This window comes from Acinetobacter sp. YH12096 (genome assembly GCF_013419215.1).
In the GTDB taxonomy this organism is placed as follows: domain Bacteria; phylum Pseudomonadota; class Gammaproteobacteria; order Pseudomonadales; family Moraxellaceae; genus Acinetobacter; species Acinetobacter amyesii.
Genome location: NZ_VPAM01000005.1, coordinates 118,856 through 137,838, shown reverse-complemented (window position 1 = coordinate 137,838; position 18,983 = coordinate 118,856). Strand labels below are relative to the sequence as shown.

At 40.5% G+C, this 18,983-nt stretch carries 19 protein-coding genes and 2 tRNA genes; 11 read left to right on the top strand and 10 right to left on the bottom strand.

The window, feature by feature from the left end:
* Positions 1 to 3: 3 nt before the first annotated feature.
* Positions 4 to 765, top strand: coding sequence for an imidazole glycerol phosphate synthase subunit HisF (gene hisF, locus FTU36_RS03745; protein WP_320109244.1), 762 nt, complete (start codon positions 4 to 6; stop codon positions 763 to 765).
* A gap of 373 nt (positions 766 to 1,138) precedes the next feature.
* On the opposite strand, the gene FTU36_RS03740 is transcribed toward hisF, so the two are convergent.
* Positions 1,139 to 1,759, bottom strand: coding sequence for a hypothetical protein (locus FTU36_RS03740; RefSeq protein ID WP_180116828.1), 621 nt, complete (start codon positions 1,757 to 1,759; stop codon positions 1,139 to 1,141).
* 111 nt (positions 1,760 to 1,870) lie between these two features.
* On the opposite strand from FTU36_RS03740, the gene FTU36_RS03735 reads away from it, so the two are divergent.
* Both FTU36_RS03735 and aqpZ read left to right on the top strand, forming a co-directional pair.
* Positions 1,871 to 2,881: an AraC family transcriptional regulator gene (locus tag FTU36_RS03735; protein ID WP_180054213.1), complete on the top strand. Its 1,011-nt coding sequence runs from the start codon at positions 1,871 to 1,873 to the stop codon at positions 2,879 to 2,881.
* A 165-nt stretch (positions 2,882 to 3,046) separates the two neighbouring features.
* Entirely contained in the window at positions 3,047 to 3,745 is a 699-nt protein-coding gene (gene aqpZ / locus FTU36_RS03730; RefSeq protein ID WP_180116827.1) for an aquaporin Z, read from the top strand.
* Positions 3,746 to 3,842: 97 nt separating this feature from the next.
* On the opposite strand, the gene FTU36_RS03725 is transcribed toward aqpZ, so the two are convergent.
* Both FTU36_RS03725 and FTU36_RS03720 read right to left on the bottom strand, forming a co-directional pair.
* Positions 3,843 to 4,091, bottom strand: coding sequence for a hypothetical protein (locus FTU36_RS03725; RefSeq protein WP_180002780.1), 249 nt, complete (start codon positions 4,089 to 4,091; stop codon positions 3,843 to 3,845).
* Positions 4,092 to 4,208: 117 nt separating this feature from the next.
* Positions 4,209 to 5,297 carry a DNA/RNA non-specific endonuclease gene (locus FTU36_RS03720; protein WP_078193159.1) on the bottom strand — a complete coding sequence of 363 codons (1,089 nt, stop codon included), beginning with the start codon at positions 5,295 to 5,297 and terminating at the stop codon, positions 4,209 to 4,211.
* Between the two features lie 263 nt (positions 5,298 to 5,560).
* Between FTU36_RS03720 and FTU36_RS03715 the strand changes: the two genes are divergently transcribed.
* Positions 5,561 to 6,277, top strand: coding sequence for a hypothetical protein (locus tag FTU36_RS03715; RefSeq protein ID WP_180022375.1), 717 nt, complete (start codon positions 5,561 to 5,563; stop codon positions 6,275 to 6,277).
* A gap of 202 nt (positions 6,278 to 6,479) precedes the next feature.
* Here FTU36_RS03715 and FTU36_RS03710 read toward each other — a convergent pair whose 3' ends face one another.
* On the bottom strand, positions 6,480 to 8,360 hold the full coding sequence (locus FTU36_RS03710; protein ID WP_078193161.1) for a potassium transporter Kup: 1,881 nt from the start codon (positions 8,358 to 8,360) through the stop codon (positions 6,480 to 6,482).
* Between the two features lie 122 nt (positions 8,361 to 8,482).
* Between FTU36_RS03710 and FTU36_RS03705 the strand changes: the two genes are divergently transcribed.
* From FTU36_RS03705 to FTU36_RS03695, 3 genes are all read left to right on the top strand, one after another.
* Positions 8,483 to 8,573, top strand: a tRNA-Ser gene (locus tag FTU36_RS03705).
* Positions 8,574 to 9,001: 428 nt separating this feature from the next.
* Positions 9,002 to 9,229: a hypothetical protein gene (locus FTU36_RS03700; RefSeq protein WP_078190515.1), complete on the top strand. Its 228-nt coding sequence runs from the start codon at positions 9,002 to 9,004 to the stop codon at positions 9,227 to 9,229.
* A 190-nt stretch (positions 9,230 to 9,419) separates the two neighbouring features.
* Positions 9,420 to 9,495, top strand: a tRNA-Thr gene (locus tag FTU36_RS03695).
* 51 nt (positions 9,496 to 9,546) lie between these two features.
* Here FTU36_RS03695 and FTU36_RS03690 read toward each other — a convergent pair.
* The 3 genes from FTU36_RS03690 to FTU36_RS03680 form a co-directional block, all read right to left on the bottom strand.
* Positions 9,547 to 10,374: a cyclopropane-fatty-acyl-phospholipid synthase family protein gene (locus FTU36_RS03690; protein ID WP_180116826.1), complete on the bottom strand. Its 828-nt coding sequence runs from the start codon at positions 10,372 to 10,374 to the stop codon at positions 9,547 to 9,549.
* Between the two features lies 1 nt (position 10,375).
* On the bottom strand, positions 10,376 to 11,674 hold the full coding sequence (locus FTU36_RS03685) for an FAD-dependent oxidoreductase (protein ID WP_180002759.1): 1,299 nt from the start codon (positions 11,672 to 11,674) through the stop codon (positions 10,376 to 10,378).
* Positions 11,675 to 12,104: 430 nt separating this feature from the next.
* Positions 12,105 to 12,983 (bottom strand): pirin family protein, encoded by an 879-nt coding sequence (locus FTU36_RS03680; RefSeq protein WP_180025915.1) that lies wholly within the window; start codon positions 12,981 to 12,983, stop codon positions 12,105 to 12,107.
* A 322-nt stretch (positions 12,984 to 13,305) separates the two neighbouring features.
* Here FTU36_RS03680 and ycaC point away from each other — a divergent pair, with 322 nt between their 5' ends.
* Positions 13,306 to 13,938, top strand: a complete 633-nt coding sequence (ycaC, locus tag FTU36_RS03675; protein ID WP_180025950.1) for an isochorismate family cysteine hydrolase YcaC — start codon at positions 13,306 to 13,308, stop codon at positions 13,936 to 13,938.
* 106 nt (positions 13,939 to 14,044) lie between these two features.
* Positions 14,045 to 14,968 carry a LysR substrate-binding domain-containing protein gene (locus tag FTU36_RS03670; RefSeq protein WP_180025914.1) on the top strand — a complete coding sequence of 308 codons (924 nt, stop codon included), beginning with the start codon at positions 14,045 to 14,047 and terminating at the stop codon, positions 14,966 to 14,968.
* 67 nt (positions 14,969 to 15,035) lie between these two features.
* Here the strand turns inward: FTU36_RS03670 and ahpC are convergent, their stop codons facing one another.
* Entirely contained in the window at positions 15,036 to 15,599 is a 564-nt protein-coding gene (gene ahpC, locus FTU36_RS03665) for an alkyl hydroperoxide reductase subunit C (protein ID WP_078190520.1), read from the bottom strand.
* 486 nt (positions 15,600 to 16,085) lie between these two features.
* On the bottom strand, positions 16,086 to 17,090 hold the full coding sequence (locus FTU36_RS03660; protein WP_180116825.1) for a T6SS immunity protein Tli4 family protein: 1,005 nt from the start codon (positions 17,088 to 17,090) through the stop codon (positions 16,086 to 16,088).
* A gap of 238 nt (positions 17,091 to 17,328) precedes the next feature.
* Between FTU36_RS03660 and FTU36_RS03655 the strand changes: the two genes are divergently transcribed.
* Together FTU36_RS03655 and FTU36_RS16610 are read left to right on the top strand one after the other, a co-directional pair.
* On the top strand, positions 17,329 to 17,727 hold the full coding sequence (locus tag FTU36_RS03655; protein ID WP_180010615.1) for a transposase family protein: 399 nt from the start codon (positions 17,329 to 17,331) through the stop codon (positions 17,725 to 17,727).
* On the top strand, positions 17,675 to 18,151 hold the full coding sequence (locus FTU36_RS16610; protein WP_218946159.1) for a transposase family protein: 477 nt from the start codon (positions 17,675 to 17,677) through the stop codon (positions 18,149 to 18,151). Before FTU36_RS03655 ends, FTU36_RS16610 begins: the two co-directional genes overlap by 53 nt.
* A gap of 244 nt (positions 18,152 to 18,395) precedes the next feature.
* Here the strand turns inward: FTU36_RS16610 and ssb are convergent, their stop codons facing one another.
* Positions 18,396 to 18,983: a single-stranded DNA-binding protein gene (gene ssb, locus FTU36_RS03645; protein ID WP_078190523.1), complete on the bottom strand. Its 588-nt coding sequence runs from the start codon at positions 18,981 to 18,983 to the stop codon at positions 18,396 to 18,398.

The following is an 18,983-nucleotide window of genomic DNA, read 5'->3' as shown; positions in this document are numbered from 1 at the left end:
AAAATTATGCTTGCTAAACGTATTATTCCTTGCCTCGACGTGGACAACGGTCGTGTAGTGAAAGGTGTTCAATTTCTTGATATTCGTGATGCAGGCGATCCAGTTGAAGTTGCACGCCGTTATAACGAACAAGGTGCGGACGAAATTACCTTCTTAGACATCACCGCAACCTCAAATGGTCGTGATACTACTTACCGTACAGTAGAGCGTATGGCTGAGTCTGTATTTGTGCCATTAACAGTCGGTGGTGGCGTGCGTAAAGTAGAAGATATCCGCCTGTTATTAAATGCGGGTGCGGACAAAGTTTCGATTAACTCTGCGGCTATTTATAATCCTGAATTTGTACAAGAAGCCTCTCAGCGTTTTGGCGCACAGTGTATTGTGGTTGCTATTGATGCGAAAAAAACCGGCGATAATAAATGGGAAATTTTCACCCACGGTGGTCGTAAAGAAACCGGTATCGATGCCATCGAATGGGCGGTAAAAATGGCGGACTTCGGTGCAGGTGAATTACTCATCACATCGATGGATGCTGATGGAACCAAAGCTGGTTATGACATTGAACTGATGCGTAATATTAATGACCGTGTGACCATTCCAACCATTGCTTCTGGTGGTGTCGGTAATCTCCAACATTTGGCCGATGGTATTTTAAAAGGCGGTGCAGATGCGGTGCTTGCAGCCTCTATTTTCCACTTTGGTCAACACACCATTCCTGAAGCGAAAAAATATCTAGCAGAACAAGGCATTGAAATGCGCCTTTAATTGATTCATTTTCAATGAAGATTTAAAAAGAGCGATGATTCGCTCTTTTTTTGTTTTGATGTTTTTGATGCAAAGCATTGATTTGTAGCAGCGAATCGTCGATTTAATTCATCAACGATAGACATAAAAAAAGGAGCCTTGTCGGCTCCTATAAACCAAGAAAAACTACAGCACTTGGTCTGATACTTAAAACAAATGAAAAAATATACATAGCAACTTCATCAATCAACTCGTCGTGTACAAGCCTTTTGATGATTTAAATATAGGGCATTTACACTGTATTTGATTGACAGTAGATTCATAATTTATTGACAAATTGCGACAGCTCAAATGGGTAGCAACGCTCGTTGTCAAAACGCACAGTGCATTCATATTAGACCGTTTCAAGAAGTGCAACTGGCTTTTCACGCTCAGCGACCCACTTTGCAGGAAATACCCGATTGACCCAGTGTGACAATGGTTTCGCAATCGCTGTCGGTAGTAACACACCCAATGGGTTCTGTTCCTGTAATTTTGCCGAGGAGATCACCCGCGTCCCTAAAATATAATCAAACCACGGCTTAGTCACACACCAATTGGCATCCTGATTTGAGTTCATATGGTGGTCATAGTGCCATGGAATCTTTTTCATCGCCCACTCTGGCTCAAGATGTGCGCGACGATGGATATAATAATAATTCCCTGCGCAATACAGCACCGACAAACTTATTCCTTTGGAAATGGGATAAAACAGCGGGACAAATACAGCTGAAACTGCCACCAGAGACAATATTTCATTTTTCGTGCGCCAGTTCTGTATACCTTCAACATAGCCATGATCATGAAAATCTGTTTTTCGAACTTCACGATGATGTTCCCAATGTGATTTCATGCTTTTCGGTACTGGACTAAAACGTGGCTTGCCTGACCGATGTGTCCCATGCAAAACATATTTATGCGCGACCCATTCAAAGGCATTGGCGACGACCAACCCTGCAATAAAACCTTTTAACATGACCAATATCTCCTTTTCTTAGCTCCACTATAGGTAATGAAGAGGGCTAGATATTGACCGTTTTTTTTAATATTATTGACAAAACACGACAAAATTTAGAATTAAAAAAATATGCAACAACTCAAGGACTATACAGGATCGGTCTATGGAGGACTGGGCCATTTGCTCTATGCTTATCACCAAGCTCAAGGCATTGCTATTCCTGAAAAACTGAATAAAGTTCAAAACTTAGAACGTTTTGATTATGCCGTTTGGCGTGATTTATTGATGGATTTGGATCAAAAGATCCAAAAGCCAGCGCTGGGTTTAGAAATTGCTGAACATGTGCAACCCAAACATATTGGCATCATTGCGTATATTGCCCTGTCCTGTGAAAACTTAGGCGAAGCGCTGCTCCGCTACCATGATTTTCATCGCTTAATCTTCGATGGTAGTCCATTGCTGATTGATATTCAAAATGATTTTTTCTCGATCGGTTGGAATGATTTACCCATGAATATGGCCAATCAATTGACCGATGAAATTGCGATTGCCTTAATGCTGCAGTTTCTAAAATTATTCATGCGTTTTGAAGATATCAATTTACACGAAGTGCATTTTCATAATCCTGCACCGAAAAATGTCGCTCAGTATGAACAATATTTTCGCTGTAAAGTTCGATTTTCCCAAGAAAAGTCGAAGGTTATTATTCCCATTCAAGAACTGTCTCGCCCCTTTTCCCAAGGCGATCAGACCTTACAAAAACTGTTAATGCAACAGGCACAGTCTTTATTAGAAAAACTGCCGAATACCACGCAAATCGACCAACGCTTACAGCAAGCCATCTTAATGGGTTTACAAAAAAATCAGTTCCAAATTGAACATGTCGCTACTCAACTGAATCTGTCCGTCCGACAATTACAACGCCATTTACAACAACAAGGCAGCACCTATCAGCAACGCATGCAGGAGGTCCGCTGTATGATGGCTGAAGAATTTTTAAGAGACCCACATTTAAGTTTGCAAAAAATTGCGCTACTGCTGGGTTATTCAGAACAGAGTGCATTTCAACGTGCTTTTAAACAATGGCGAAATTTAACCCCACAGCAATGGCGCTTATCGCAAATTGAAGCAGCAAGTTAAAATGTGACGCAGTTATCATTTTATATATTGTGATTTTCAGCAAAATCCATTAAAGCTATGCATATTCAATAAATGAATAAAACAACACTTCACAACTATATTGCACTCATGCTGAGTGAAAGATTGAAAATCTATTCCAAATGACAAAAACAAATGGAATTTTAAATGAATAAATATTTAGCAGAACTGATCGGTACGTTTTGGCTGGTCTTTGGTGGTTGTGGTAGTGCGGTCTTGGCTGCGGCCTTTCCTGAACTTGGCATTGGCTTCGCAGGCGTGGCACTGGCCTTCGGTTTAACGGTGTTAACGGCTGCTTATGCGCTGGGTCATATCTCAGGGGGACATTTTAACCCTGCCGTGAGTATCGGCTTGTGGGCCGGTGGTCGTTTTGAAGCGAAAGAACTAGCACCCTATCTTATTTCTCAATTGCTGGGTGCAACCCTCGCCGCATTTATTCTATTCATCATTGTACAAGGTCAGGCCGGATTTACAGGAGTCGGCGGTTTTGCCACCAATGGCTATGGTGAATTATCTCCAGGTAAATACTCTATGCTCTCAGCGTTAGTCATTGAAATTGTGCTGACGGCTGGCTTCCTGATTGTGATCATGGGAGCAACGGATAAACGTGCCCCTGCTGGATTTGCCCCAATTGCGATCGGTCTTGCGCTTACATTGATCCATCTGATCAGCATTCCCGTCACTAATACTTCGGTCAACCCAGCGCGTAGTATGGGTGTGGCATTCTTTGCTGAAACTGCTGCGCTATCACAAGTTTGGCTATTTTGGGTAGCCCCAATCATTGGTGCGGTGATTGGTGCGGTGATTGGTGCGGTCATCTATAAACTGATGGCAAAAGACGAATAAATAGAAGAAGACACCATAAAAAAGCTCACAATCTGTGAGCTTTTTTTCATTCATCCCGAATTGAGCTTTGCTTCCTTCGACGGCCGATGACACAGCTTTAAAGAAATGGATTTTCTACTTCGTTTTCTTCACCGCCCTGCGCTATTTTTTCAGCTAAGTTGGTTTCTGCCTCAAGCGTGGTCACCACATCATTGAAAAATGCCTGTAAAGCTTTCGCTGCAGCTAAACCTGCTTGGTCTTTCGTCACCTGTAAATTGCCATAAATATTAATTCGATCTTGGCCATTTTCTAGTGTTAAGTCATGAATTGCATGCGACGCAGTGTCATTTTCAAATGCTTTGAACATGATGGATATCCTTCTTTTTTGTTGTAGTGATGCAGCAATAGAAATACGTGAAAAAGATTTCAACTGCAAGCAATGATCCTCTTCATCGCTCGCAGTTCAGCGCTATTATCTACTCAATTATTTCAAAATCTGTAGCAGATATTGCAGAATTTCTTCAATCAATTGTTTGACCAAGGCATCTTGATTGTTGTCATTTTCACTGCTTGCCATGGATGTCTCTCCCACAGAACCACCACTCGATTTAAACTCTTTTTGCAAACTTAAAATCTTGTCTTCTGCGACATCTGCAGCACACTGGCTTTCAGCATCCCAATGCAAATAAGCGATATCTTGATTTGCTTTTACTTGGGTGGCTTTGAGTGGCAAACGGTAGGTATTACGCTTTTGGTCTTCAGTTAATTCTGGAAAGAAATTAATTCCAGTCAGTTCTTCTAGCGCACAAATACTCATGACTTTGACTGTCGGTGCCGTATCACGCAAGGTATTGTCCGCATAGTACACGCCTGCAACACCTTTTTTCGGCAAATAGATCGCCTTATAAGTAGCGGTCGGCACGATGACCCCTTGCCCGATGGTTTTTAATTTTTTCGCACTATATACCGGCCCCGTTACCACATAGACATCTTGCTTTTGTTTGGTCACTATCGCCCGTGTGGCTTCTTCTAACTCACGCCACACTTGCTGATTATTTTTTGGAGCTTGCGGCACCATATTGGCCAAAGAAAAACTATCTAACTGCGCAGCTTTATTGGGCATATCGGCATTTGGCGCCATGTGTCCACGGTCATAGCCTGAAGATTTATAGTCTGACAGCAAAGCCCGATATTCAGACGGCACGCGAGTCTCTTCATGAAAGTTATCTTCACGCGGAATTTTTTGACTCAGGCGTGCGGGGGTTAATGCTTCTGCAACCCAAAGCGGTGTCTTGGATATCCCTGAATACATGACATTAAAGCCATTAAAACACAGTGGAAAACTGTTTTTATGTAGGCTTTCACGGACCAAATAAGGTGGCACTTCACGATAAAATTGGTCCAAACAGGCGCTATTTGAAGTGCTGCTCATAGAAACAAGTTGTTGAATTTTTTCTTGCCCGAAAGCAATAGCAAAGCTTCCTGTTGCCACCAGACCCAACAGCACTTTTATGCCATTTTGCCCAAATAACTGTGAAAGTGGATTTGCTGAATTGCGTTTCTTTTTGACCATGACTTACAACAATGACTTCTAAAAGGACTATTTTTCCGCAGCTTAGCAAGGGTGCATATTTTAGTACACTTTTCTTTTTTAATTTGCTTAACAATCACACAAATATTGTTTAACAAAGCAGCAGTTGATGTAACTTTATGTCGCAGTTGTGCAGTTCTTTATAGGAGGTCATGAAGCAGTTGCGTATGTTTCATTGAATTCGCCTCAAGAATTATGACAAGGTAAAAATACGAAAAATTGCGATAAAAATATACGGAGTGATTATGCATTCTAAAATTTTAGGTTTAGGTTTAATTTCAGGTTTAATGAGCGCAGCAGCATTTGCAGAGCCGCCGATTCAACCCGGTGATACATTAGAAAGCTTATCTAAAGTCAAAATTGTGACCACCGTGAATGGTCAACCTGGTTCCATTCAGGACTTAGTTTCAAGTGGCCAAGTTCAATTGGTTGAAGCTCCTGCCGGACAAGTCAATGCCGCTGCAACAGAACAGCCCTTAAACCCTGAACAGGCTCAGGCAAACCAAATCGATCCGAATGCCCCTGCAGTCCCTGCAAATGCTGAACAAGCCGTGACTGAAGCGGAAAATGCACTCGCAAATGAACAACAAAGTGTAGCTGCTGCACCTACAGAGCAGTCCGTTCCAACTGAACAAACAGCAGTGGCCAATACACCTGAAGCCGCGGTAACTGAAGCACCTGTGGAAACAGCACAGCAAGCACCTGAAGCCGTATCAGCGGATAACAACGCTGCACCCGTCATTGCCTCTTCTGCAGAAGCGCCAGTGAATGCCGATAGCGCATCGGCTGCATTGCCTGAAGCTCCTCAAGCACAACAAGATGCTTTTATGGCAGCACCTGAGACTCAAAGTGTAAATCCTGCAGATGCATCAATTCAAGCCAACCCAGAAGCACCTGTTGCTGACGAAGCCATCCAAGCTGCGCCTGAAGCCTCTGCAGATGTAGACGCGACAATCAACTAATCAGCGTATTTTCAAGGATCAAATAACGCAACATCTTCATTCTGTTGTTTTGCTCGCATACTCCTCCCAGGAAAAAGCAACAGAATGATCTCTATGTCTTTGGACTAAAAAGTTTAATTATTACAGATAAAAAAAAGCCAGAATTGATCTGGCTTTTTCGTGTCTAACTTTTAAATCTATGCCTAAAAGTTCAATCTACGTCTTAAATTTCAATCTGACTGCCCAACTCAACCACACGGTTGGTTGGAATTTGATAAAAATCGCTGACTGGACTGGTATTTCGCTGCATAGAGATAAACAGCTTTTCTCGCCAAGGTGCCATGCCTTCACCCAAGGTATGAATAATACGGTCTCTGGAAATAAAGAAACTGATTTGCATTAAATCAAATTCAAATCCCAATTCACGATACGCATGCTCCAAAGCGGCAGGAATATTCGGCTGATCTTTAAACCCATAAAACATCGTGATTCGATAGAATCGATCATCTAGTTTTTCCGTGATCACCCGCTCATTTTCGGGTACAAATGGCACATCTCGGGTGTTGACCGTAACCATAATATTGCGTTCATGCAGAACTTTGTTGTGCTTAATATTATGCAACATGGCATGAGGCACGATCTCAGGCGTTCCTGTCAAGAATACGGCATCACCTGGAACAAACTTGGTTTCACTACCCATGCTAACACTGCGAATAAACAGGTCAATAGGCAAAGCATCTTTACCGAGCCGATTGAGCACCAATGCCCGTCCATCTTTCCACGTCATTAAAATCGTAAACAATACCGCACCAATCAGGATTGGAACCCAACCGCCCGCTGCGATTTTTAATGATGTCGATGCAACAAAAATCAAATCAATCAATAAAAATGGAACTGCAAAAATCGCCACTTTCCAAACCGGCCAACGCCATAAACCATAAGCTAAAACTGAGATCAAAATCGTACCGCAGAGCATGGTCATGGTCACAGCTACGCCGTACGCACTGGCCAAATTCGCACTGTTTTCAAACAGCAAGATCAAGATCAGCACCGAGATAAACAATGCCCAGTTAATAAATGGTAAATAAATCTGACCACGTTCAACTTCAGAGGTATGTTTCACTGTCAAACGCGGCAAGTAACGCAATTGAATCGCCTGATTGACCATGGAGAATACCCCTGTGATCACCGCTTGAGAGGCAATCACCGCGGCCGCAGTTGCCAAAGCAATCATTGGATACAATGCCCATTCAGGAATCAGCATATAGAATGGATTGGCTAAAGCTTCAGGATTACGCAGTAGCAAAGCACCTTGACCCGCATAGTTCAACAGCAAGCACGGCATCACCACAATAAACCATGCCAAGCGGATTGGGAGTCGGCCAAAATGCCCCATATCGGCATAGATTGCCTCACCACCCGTCATCGTCAAGATAACCGCACCCATAGTCAAAAATGCAACATAAGGCTGCTGAACCACAAAATTGAAGGCCCAATGTGGACTGATCATGGTCAATACAAATGGCGTTTGCGAAATACTCCATAGTCCAAAACCACCAATGGATAAAAACCACATGAGCGTTAAAGGCCCAAAGAATTTACCCATCGTGCCTGTGCCATGGCGTTGCACTAAAAATAGCCCCGCTAAAATACCGATCGATAAGGGTTGCAGCCATTGGTTAAACATCGGCGTCGCAATACTTAAGCCTTCAATCGCGGATAACACAGAGATTGCGGGGGTAATGATCCCATCACCAAAGAACAAAGATGCCCCAATAAAGCCAAGGGCAATCAGGTAGATTTTTTTGTTTTCGGCAATTCGTGTGGTTCGTAGATTCAAGGCCAACAGCGACATAATACCGCCCTCGCCATTGTTATCTGCGCGCATGATGATGCTGACGTATTTAAAACTAATCGTCAGCATGATGCACCAGAAAATCAGGGACAGAATACCCAGCACAGACGCTTCGCTAATCGCCAAGTGTGCTGTGAGGAAACATTGGCGCAGCGCATATAATGGGCTCGTCCCAATGTCTCCGAATACTACGCCCAAAGCTGCCAAGGTGATGGCAGGCAATGCGGCTTTTTGTGCAGTACTTTGCATATAATTGTCTTCAATTTAGACAGGATTTTTGCGAATCATAGCACCGCTCAAGATGTTTTTGTCTAATTCAATTGTTTCTCTTGGCAGAATATATTTTTTTCGCTATTATCCACCGCGCAAAAGGTGAAGTGTCCGAGTGGCTGAAGGAGCACGCCTGGAAAGTGTGTAAACGTTTATAGCGTTTCGAGGGTTCGAATCCCTCTTTCACCGCCAGAATAAACTGCAATGCCAAGCAGAATGAAGGTCTAAATTGATAAAATTTAGGCCTTTTTTAATTTTATTGTTCTCAATATTAAATATCCCCCTAATTGATCTTCTATTTGTTTAGCTCAATAACTTCACAGTATTTAAGTCCTGATTGACGGATTTCAATCACACGTTTTTTTCCTAATGCACGACTTATGGATTTTTTATTGGCAGCAATAAGTACACGTATATTTACAAATACAAATTTTATATTCTAAAGACAATTACTTAAGCCTATGCTAAAAATAAATCATCCTCTCAATATAGGTACTATTCAAAAAATTATTCATTAATTTAAACATCATAGAACTGAAACGCGATTGCGGTACTTTTAACTTGATCAACGAAAAACTTAAAAAACACATTTCATATATCACTGCTATTCGGGAGAGAACATGAATAACAGCCAGAATTATGTTAAGCAGATCAAGAACGCCAAACGTGGTGGCTATACCCCAACCCTTGCCAAAGACATCAATAAACATAAAATTCAAAAAGCACAGCGTCTGATTGACGAATGGCGAAAGCTCGCCAATGAACTCCGCCCCCAAATGCAACTGGAGATGGCATATACACTTGAAGAATGCGCACAGGATCTAGACCAAATTTTAAGAATGAAATAGCACTCAACGCTCACCCATCCTATTTTTTCGCCCACATCTTGTGGGCGAAACATTACCTATTTTTATTTCTCTGGTTTTTAGAGCCAAACATCGGTCGAATGCTGAATAAATCAAACGTATAAATTACATTCGATTTGCTGTTTTTTTAACTTGCACCACTTCAAAAAATCTGTAGAATGCATTCCACAACGCCGGCATAGCTCAGTTGGTAGAGCAACTGACTTGTAATCAGTAGGTCCACAGTTCGAATCCGTGTGCCGGCACCATTTCTTAGCCTCGCTTTTTAGTGAGGCTTTGATGTTTTTAAAGCCTCTTTTTTATGGCTTCCTCGCGCTAATCTGCACATAACGAATCAGCCCGTCTCGATACAACTTTTCGCACAATTTTGCCGTCATCTTGATTTTGAATTGATCCACATGACTCAGGCTCGTCTGACGTTGTTGTTCTTGAATATAATCGGCAAAACCCTGAAATACGAATTCGCTGATATCTTCGATCTGGATATTTTCGAAACCTGCCTGTTGCACTTGGTGTTGTAAATTTTGCTTTGAATTTAAATTTTTCAAATTCACATCTGCTGCTTTCAACAGACTTTGATATTTCAATCGTTGCACTGAATTTAAATTCAAAAACGCATCGGACAACATCAAATAGTGAAAAGCAAAGCGTCCCTTTGAATTCAAAACATTAACAACTGATAAAAGCAATAAATTCAAATCACTATGATACGCAGCATCAATACACAGTACGGCATCCATACAGTTTTGTGGATAAATATTTTTTAAATTCAAAAATGAATCTTGTTGTATTTTGATTTTTGAATTTAAATTTTTTTGGATTTTTTCCACACATTCGGTTTGCAATTCGACTGCGGATAAGTTTTGAATTTGAAAATGTTCCATCCAAAAAACCAAGCTCGCGCCCTGCCCACAACCAAGGTCTAAAACACGATCTGTAGATTTTAATTGAATGGATTCGGCAAGATGGAAAGCGAGTTTTTGACAGGCTGCAGGATAGGATGATTTTGCATCATTCCAATAGCCCAAATTGCTCCAAGCAAGCTCCGCATCATCTCCGAGTAGTCGACTGTTAATCGCATATTTATGGCTAGGGACGTACTGACGAATTGCTTGAAGCCATTTCATGTTAGTAACCGAGTTGAGGGGCAACCTCCACTTTAGGTTTTAAACCCACAAACGGCAATGGCGCACCAAAAATTTCTGCAATATGCATAGCAGACGTTACCGCAGACTCTAAAATCGGCAGACCATCGCAAGACCATGAGCCACAAAAGAAGACTTTACGCTCAGGGGATAAATGTCGTTGCTGTAACTCTTTATTCAGCGCCACCGTATGTGAATCCACCACTGCGCGTGTCAAACTGACCGAAGAGATCACTTTTTTAGGATCAATCGGTGTCACTGGCTGCCAAGTTTGGAACACTGGAGTTTTACCCACCAAGCTCGGCTCGATTGAGTTAAGCCACACGGTAAATTGCTGACGAGTAAATTTACGATCCATCATATAACTTAGTACAGACCAATCTTTGCGCTTCGGCGGCATCACCGTTTGATCAGTGTGGATCACCAACTGACCTTGCTCAAATTTAAATTTCTTTAAGAGCTCAATATCGTCAGCAAACTGAGTAGAATCTAAAAATTCTTCCGTTTTGGTGGTTGGTGTCGCAACAACCACGCGATCGAATAGATGATGTGCACCGGCCTCAGTTTCCACCAAGACTTTATCGTCTTGCTCGAGCACTTTGGTAATTGCCGTACCACTTTGAATATTTAAACCTTCAATCAGTTTATCAACCAACGCAGGTGTACCACCTTGGATACGCAACAAGGCATCACCATTGGTCAATTGACGCAAGAAAATCAACAGCGGTTTCGCAGGCCATTCGCCAATCGTTTTCGGGTTACAAGTGCAAATGGTATACAACACAGGCATGACTGCACCATGCCAAAATACTTCTTCAATTTCATTTTTATTAATGAATTCAGCAAGCGTAATATCCTGATTTTTTGATTTAAAAAATCGAGTGATCGCGGCTTTAAGTTGCAACATTCCTTTGACTAAACGCCAGCCATATTGTTGTAAGCCTTTACGGTTATTAATAATTGGGAAATTACCAATACGGCTACGACTGGTGGTCAACCACGTTTCTGTACGATCTTCAAATAGCCAACTGCATGCCATATAGGTACGGACAGGGAAAGTTTTAATCCCTAAATGGGTCGCCAAACTTAAGGTATTTTTCCAAAGATGTGGATTCATCACACGCAAAGGGGCATCGATCAAGCCGCCTTCAAACTCAGTGCTGTGGCTATCCATACCACGACCAGGCAGAGCTTCGAAAATTGTAATGTTATGCCCTGCGTCTTTAAGAATTCTTGCGGTAGCCAGCCCAGCCATGCCACTACCGATGACTGCAATTTCCAATTTTCTTTTCCATCTATAAAACACAGTTTAAAAGTATGACTGATCAGAAGTTAAAAATAGCTATTAAAAAATACCAGATTCGCACTTTTTGTATGGATTTCAGTACAGCCGTTTTTAAGTTAAATTTACAAATATTTACAGTCAAAAAGCACACAATTTAAGCTTTGTTTTTTAAACATATTTTTCTTTAAAATTTTAATTACTCTATAAAACCAAACAATTAAATTAACCATTTTTATAACTTTCGGTTTACTTTAAAGCCAAGTCTCGCTAAGATGCGCCACATAATAAAGTGATAAATTCATCACAATTTATAAAAAGTAAAATGATATTTAAATCATGACAACTATAAATACTACAGCGCTCAATAAAAAAGCCTCTGACTGTTCAGAGGCTTTTTTTTCGGCTATTTCAACGGCATGAATTTCACTTAAGCCTCATGCGCTAGCGCAATTTCACCAAATTTTCCGTTATTGAAATCATCAAAGGCTTGAATAATTTCAGCTTTGCTATTCATCACAAATGGGCCATAACCTTGAATCGGCTCATTTAGTGGCTCACCGCTAAGTAACAGAAATTGTGTGTCCTGCAACGCTTGTAGCTGAATGGCGATATCATCTTTGGCAAACATGACCATCGAACTGTCTTGAACTTTATGGCTTTCATTCACCACAACCTCACCCTTCAAGACCACCAAAATGGTGTTATGCCCTTCAGGTACATGTAAGGTGGTTTCATATTGAGCTTTCAATTCACCATCCCAGACATTCACTGGACTAAAGGTTTGTGCAGGCCCAAGGTGACCACCCATTTCACCAGCAATCACCCGAATATGCCCTGCACCTTCATCCATGTCTATGCGAGGAATATCTTGGCGTGTGATCGCTTGATAACGAGGCTGGGTCATTTTGTCTTTTGCCGGTAAATTCACCCACAATTGAACCATCTCAAAAAGACCACCTGCTTGAGCAAATTCAGGCGAATGAAATTCTTCATGTACCAGACCCGACCCTGCGGTCATCCATTGCACATCGCCTGTTTGAATTGTGCCGCCACCACCACTTGAGTCCTTATGAGTCACTTCACCGCTGTAGGCGATAGTCACCGTTTCAAAACCACGATGTGGATGTGAACCTACACCATGCCGTGCAGTGGTGGGATCGAACTGATAAGGTGCCGCATAATCCAAAAGCAAAAATGGGCTAATCGCCTGACCTAGACGATCATAGGAAAATAAGCTTTTGACTGGAAAACCATCGCCCACCCAGTGCATTTGCTGATTACGATAAACACCAATTACTTTTTTCATTTCTTAGCTCCTATATTCATACGATAGGATGAACATAGCGCTTATTTTAAGCTTTGAAATACTTACTGACCATCTTCCAGATAGCATTCTATATCTCAAAATTAGAACAATACTCAGACATAAAATCTGCACCTCACTCAAAACCAAGCATTAATTTCGAAATTCTAAGGTTTAAGACATATACAACGATGAATTATCCCAATTTTATGATTGAGCTTCTCATTTAAACCCATTTCATTGTCTCATTTTTACAACTATTCTAAATCTAGTTAACACGCAGATTTCATCTGATCCTGCGTAGTTGCAAACAGGAAAGAGGACAATAAAATGGGGCAAACCTTACGTTCGTTTAGACAAAGATAATGCCGCGGTACTTTTAGTTGACCATCAAACAGGTCTACTTTCATTGGTTCGCGACATTGATCCAGATAAATTTAAAAATAATGTGCTCGCACTGGCTGCAGCCGCAAAATATTTTAATCTTCCAACGATTCTCACCACCAGTTTTGAACAAGGTCCAAACGGTCCATTGGTTCCAGAACTCAAAGAGATGTTCCCTGACGCACCTTATATTGCACGCCCAGGTCAAATTAATGCTTGGGACAATGAAGACTTTGTGAAAGCCGTCAAAGCAACAGGCAAAAAGCAATTGATTATTGCCGGTGTAGTGACTGAGGTTTGTGTTGCATTTCCAACCTTGTCTGCTTTAGAAGAAGACTTTGACGTCTTTGTGGTGACCGATGCTTCAGGTACATTCAACCATTTAACCCGTGACTCAGCTTGGCAACGTATGACGCAAGCGGGTGCGCAGCTTATGACGTGGTTTGGTACCGCGTGTGAATTACACCGCGACTGGCGTAATGATATTGAAGGTTTAGGTGCGCTTTTCGGCAACCATATACCGGACTACCGCAACCTAATCAACAGCTATACGCAAAATACTGAAAAGAAATAATCCTTCAGTAGTAAAAAGCGGCTTCGAGCCGCTTTTTTTATACCTGATGTATAAATTGACGTATGATGATTTGAATTGAAATAATTTTCACTGCATAAGGTGATCCATGCATTCATTTGATGATTATTACTACTTTTACTTGGTGGTGAAACATGGCGGTTTTAGCGCTGCAAGTGAAGCATCGAATATTACAAAATCAAAATTAAGCCGACGCATTTTAGATCTTGAAGCCAAATATAATGTCACCCTTATTCAGCGTTCTACCCGACACTTTAAGGTCACGACATTAGGCCAAGAATTGTATGAAGAATGCATAAAAGTAATCGAACAAGTTGAATGTGCGCATCAGGTGCTCCTGAAGCAAAAAAGTGAACTTGAAGGCTTGGTTAAAATTAGTTGTCCACCGGTCATGATGGAACATCAAATTCGCCCCTTGTTAAATCAATTTTTAAAAGATCATCCCAAAGTTCAGGTCGAACTTGAGCTGTCTAGCCGCCGTGTAGATGTCTTGCATGACGACATTGATTTAGCGATTCGTACCAATTTTAGTAAAAATGAAGACTCGAGCATTATTGTACGTGACGTGATTAAAACCGTGCATTGCTTAGTGATTAGTCCTGAACTTTTACAAGGACGCGAGTTAAAGCATATTTTCGAATTGACAGAATTTCCGAGTATCGTTTTGGGTACACAGAAAAACCGCTATCAATGGCATTTGCATCATACGGGACAGCAAGAGCAGATTGAAATTGCCTTACAACCTCGGATTAAAAGCAATGACTTAGCCGGTGCTTATTATGCGGTACTCGATGGTTTAGGCATCGCAGACTTACCGTATTTAACGGTACAAGCAGATATTGAGGCAGGTCGTTTAATTCACCTCTTCCCCGAATGGTGCTCAAATGTCGGTACGGTACAATTGGTATATGCTTCGCGAAAAGGTCAGCGCCTAGTCATGGAAAGATTAATTGACTATTTAGTCGCTGGAATTCGTGACTATGCTCCGGAGCTTGATGGCTATTTAGTTTAATGTTCTAGACCACAAAAAAGCCAGAACTGAGTTCTGGCTTTTTTAAATCTACGGTTGGATCACCAAATTAGATTTTACCCACTAGGTCGATCGATGGTGCAAGCGTCGCTTCACCTTCTTTCCATTTTGCAGGACATACTTCACCTGGGTGTGCATGTACATATTGAGCAGCTTTTACTTTACGCATCAATTCAGAAGCATCACGACCAATACCACCTGCATTGATTTCAACGATTTGGATTTTACCTTCAGGGTCAATTACGAAAGTACCACGGTCAGCTAGACCGTCTGCTTCAATTAAAACATCAAAGTTTTTCGCAAGTGTCCAAGTTGGATCGCCAACCATTGGGTATTCGATTTTCTTAATTTCTTCAGAAGAATCGTGCCAAGCTTTATGCGTGAAGTGTGTATCAGTAGATACTGAATAAATTTCTACGCCCATTTTTTTGAATTCAGCATAGTGATCAGCAAGATCGCCTAATTCTGTTGGACATACAAAAGTAAAGTCAGCAGGATAGAAAAACACCACAGACCATTTACCGTAGAAGTCTTTTTCTGAAACTTCAATAAATTGACCGTCTTGGTAAGCGGTAGCGTTAAATGGTTTTACTTCAGTATTAATTAAACTCATTTGATATTCCTCTAACTCATTTCAGGGATTGCTTATTTGTTGAAGCTAGAATACGACTTATCAAATCATAGGTAAAACCGAACTTTTTTATAAAAACTATCGGATTTTTAGATTTACTATTTAAATCAATCTTTGCCTTTCCATCGAGAAAACCAATCAATTTCAATGAGAGCAAGGCTTTATATCCATAAAGAGGGTCTGCCAAGCAGCCTGTGTAAACTGTTGTTTATAGTGTGATGGTGGCGTTTTGACTTTATGTGATAACCATGCCCGACAATAACTTTCGGTTGCAGGGAACCATACTTTCTTAGATTCCATTGGTTCAACATTTGAGCCCATGATGCCCGGTATAAAAATAATAGGCACAACCAATTTAGGCCCAATAACGGCATTGCAAATAGTTTTATTAGTGCTTGGAGTCACAACAGACTTGAAGCAATCCCCCAGTACTATCAATAGGAGTTTTTTCAATCGTCATAATTATTCCTAGAATTTTTTTATTGTTTCAAGAATTGATTCATATATTTTTAGGGCTTCTTTTTCTGAAAGGTCTGAAGTCCGAACATTACTTCCATCGTATCCAGAATCAAACTCATACTTTACCGCTGGATCATTAATCTTCTGAGCTGTTCCTGCATGTTCCCAAGTTGCAATAATCCCATTTCTGCCTTTCATTGGAGCTTTGCTTACCCATTCCGATCCAGTGAGTTGATCACCACTAGTTTGGTTTTTTGTACCTTTTCTGATTGTTTTGAAAGATGAATGCGTTAAATGAAGTATTCCATCACGCTTAAGATTGCGTTCTGTACGTGTAATTAGATCTGGTAATTGTTGAGCAACAGCATCGACTTGCATACTCATTTTCACAGAAGGCATACCACTCATATTGAAAGCAATCGTATGGGTGCTTTTACGGAACTGTGAATCAGGATCTTTAATAAATCCATTTAAAATACATACACCTTTTTCATTTGGAATTGTATTGTTGTTGCGAGCACTGATATTCGCAATGATCTTATTCATCTCATCAAATACAATTTCTTTCTTATCTAGCATGTAGGGAATTTCAAATTTGAATAGAGTGTTACGATCTAATACCCAAAATTTAAGTTGGAGCGGAGCATTTTTAATAGTTCCCGGTTTCCCTGAGAAAATACGCACTGACTTAGATCCAACTTTTTTCAATTCAGTATCTAAAGTGATCTGAGAAACATTTCCTGAGAAGTATTTCTTTACTGCTGCATACTCAGCATTCAAATCAGCTACAGATGATCCAGTCTTGCTCGTAATTTGGAATGAGTTGTATTTATCTCCACCACCAAATTGAACGGCATTTTTTGGCAATTGAATTGTGTATCTGCCAGCGCAAAAACTTTTACCGTTTTTTAAATCAACCATTGAACTTGAACCCTCAGAATTATTGTTTGCGTGGGAGCAACCAGCACTTATAAACATTGAAGTCATTAAAGCTAGTTTAATACTTGTTTTCATTGGTCTTTCCCTCGATTATTAAATATTGATCGTGTTATTAATTTCTAAACTATACGTTTAAATTATATTTATCAAAATTTGTAAAATTTAATTGATATATTGATAAAAAATTAAGTACTAAGAGAATGTAATGAATAAATATAATTTATATTAGACATCTTGCATAAATCAAAAAACGAGCACCTTTTTGATTGATATTTGTACTCTAACTTTCTTAGCATTCATGCATAATCTGCGGATGAAATACATTGATTCAAAGAAGAAGCTTTCTGAAACACAGTTTAAGCGATATACCGGCATCTCATGGTCAACCTTTTATTTAATGGTTGAGCAATTGCAGAAGCATGTTCCAGCTAAAGGCAGACCACCCAAGTTAAGTGTGGAGGATCAGGTTCTACTCTGTCTGAGCTATTGGCGGGAATACCGAACTTTATTTCACGTTGCTACGAGTTACGGGGTTTCAGAGTCAACAGCCTCAAGAATTGTACGTCATGTTGAAGATTGCCTGATTCAATCCAATCTGTTTAATTTACCGAAGAATTTGCCTGAAGGCGAAGGGATCGACTGGAATGTGGTGATCGTGGATGCCACAGAAATTCCAATTCAAAGGCCTAAAAAAACAGAAGAAAAGCTATAGTGGCAAGAAAAAGACGCATACCTTTAAAGTACAGGCCATCATTCATTATAAAACTCAGCAAATTCTGAGTTTATGCACTGATCGCGGTATGGTGCACGATTTCGAGCTATTAAAACGCAATTTAAAGCAGATTCCTTCAGGTGCTTTTATCCTTGCAGATAAAGGCTATCAGGGAATTTATGCTGTGTACCCTAATAGCCTATTGCCGTTAAAAGCCAAAAGACGCTGTAAACTGGAACCTGAACTCAAAATCTATAATCAGGCAATCAACAAAAGAAGAATCGGGATCGAGCATGTATTTGGTCGCCTGAAGACCTTTAAAATTCTTGCTGAACGTTACCGAAATAGAGGTAAAAGGCTGGGTTTGAGATTCCGTTTAATCGCAGGAATCTATAACTCGGAATTGAGTAAAAATGATTTATGAAAGAGGTCTATTTTTTAACAGTAATTTGTATTTTATTATCAGGCTGCACTACTTGGAACTAATGGGGCACTGGTAAAAGTCACAAATATTGTCATGTAGTTACTGATAATCAAATAAAACTTTTGAACTGTAAAATAATAAAAAAGTTTACAGAATTATTTCTAATATCTGTAAACTTTCTTTTAACTTACTATATATAAAGAATAATTTTATAAACTTTACAAAAATATATCTCTAGTGTGTCTCAAAACGGTAAGTCATCATCTAAATCTGCTGCTGCAGGAGCCGGTGTCGGTGCAGGCTGTTGTTTTGGCGCAAAACCACCTGGGTTGTTGTTGCCATAGCTATTGCCTTGAGCCGGTTGGTTATTGCCATAACCGCCTTGGTTTGAGTTATTACCGTAGCCACCTTGGTTTTGGTTATTGTTATAACCACCTTGTTGGTTATTAAAACGAGGCTGACCAAAATCACCGCCTTGACCTTGTTCGCCTTGTTGGCGATTATTGTCAAGCATTTGCATTTGTTCACCACGAATTTCAGTCGTGTAACGCTCTTGACCGCCTTGATCTGTCCACTGACGAGTACGTAATGAACCTTCAATATAAACTTTAGAACCTTTGCGCAAATATTGCTGTGCAATTTCACCTAAGCGGTTATGTAACACAATACGGTGCCATTCTGTTTGCTCTTTACGTTCACCTGTATTTTTATCTGTCCATGAATCACTCGTTGCAATTGAGAACTGAGTGAGAGAACCACCATTTGGGAAAGTTTTTGTTTCAGGGTCACGACCCAAAGTACCAACTAAAATGACCTTATTTACACCACGCAT